Source organism: Halomonas sp. KX33721 (assembly GCF_001596805.1).
GTDB classification, from domain to species: Bacteria; Pseudomonadota; Gammaproteobacteria; order Pseudomonadales; family Halomonadaceae; genus Vreelandella; species Vreelandella aquamarina.
Window position 1 is genome coordinate 1 of record NZ_LVIA01000089.1, and the last position, 779, is coordinate 779.

Genomic DNA, 779 nt, shown 5'->3' on the forward strand with positions numbered 1-779 from the left:
CATGCTGTGTTCGGGGCTTTTCTTCGGCGCAACAAAAAACCCAGCCGTTTGGCTGGGTTTTTTGCGGTATAGGTGCCTGACGATGACCTACTCTCGCATGGGGAGACCCCACACTACCATCGGCGCTAAGCGGTTTCACTGCTGAGTTCGGCATGGGATCAGGTGGTTCACGCTCGCTATGGTCGTCAGGCGTAACGGGTAATGCATATCATGCTGAGTGCGTCGTTGACGCAGTAAGTGATCGTCTCTTGTCAGCAAGCACGTTGGCTTGCTGCTGCGTATCCGGTTTTCGTTACCACTGCGACCAGACCCCTTGGGTGTTATAGGGTCAAGCCTCACGGGCCATTAGTACACGTTAGCTCAACGCCTTGCAGCGCTTCCACACCGTGCCTATCAACCAGCTGGTCTCGCTGGGCCCTTTAGGAGACTCGAGGTCTCAGGGATGTCTCATCTTGAAGGGGGCTTCCCGCTTAGATGCTTTCAGCGGTTATCCCGTCCGACCATAGCTACCCGGCAATGCCACTGGCGTGACAACCGGAACACCAGAGGGTCGTCCACTCCGGTCCTCTCGTACTAGGAGCAGCTCTTCTCAAACATCCAACGCCCACGGCAGATAGGGACCGAACTGTCTCACGACGTTCTAAACCCAGCTCGCGTACCACTTTAAATGGCGAACAGCCATACCCTTGGGACCGACTTCAGCCCCAGGATGTGATGAGCCGACATCGAGGTGCCAAAACACCGCCGTCGATGTGAACTCTTGGGCGGTATCAGCCTGT

Annotated in this window: 2 rRNA genes; both read right to left on the bottom strand. The window is 56.2% G+C overall.

Going from position 1 to position 779, the window contains the following annotated elements:
- Nucleotides 1-74: 74 nt before the first annotated feature.
- A 5S ribosomal RNA gene (gene rrf / locus A3220_RS16445) occupies nucleotides 75-190 on the bottom strand.
- Nucleotides 191-324: 134 nt separating this feature from the next.
- Nucleotides 325-779: ribosomal RNA gene (locus A3220_RS16450) — 23S ribosomal RNA — on the bottom strand; the annotation flags it as partial.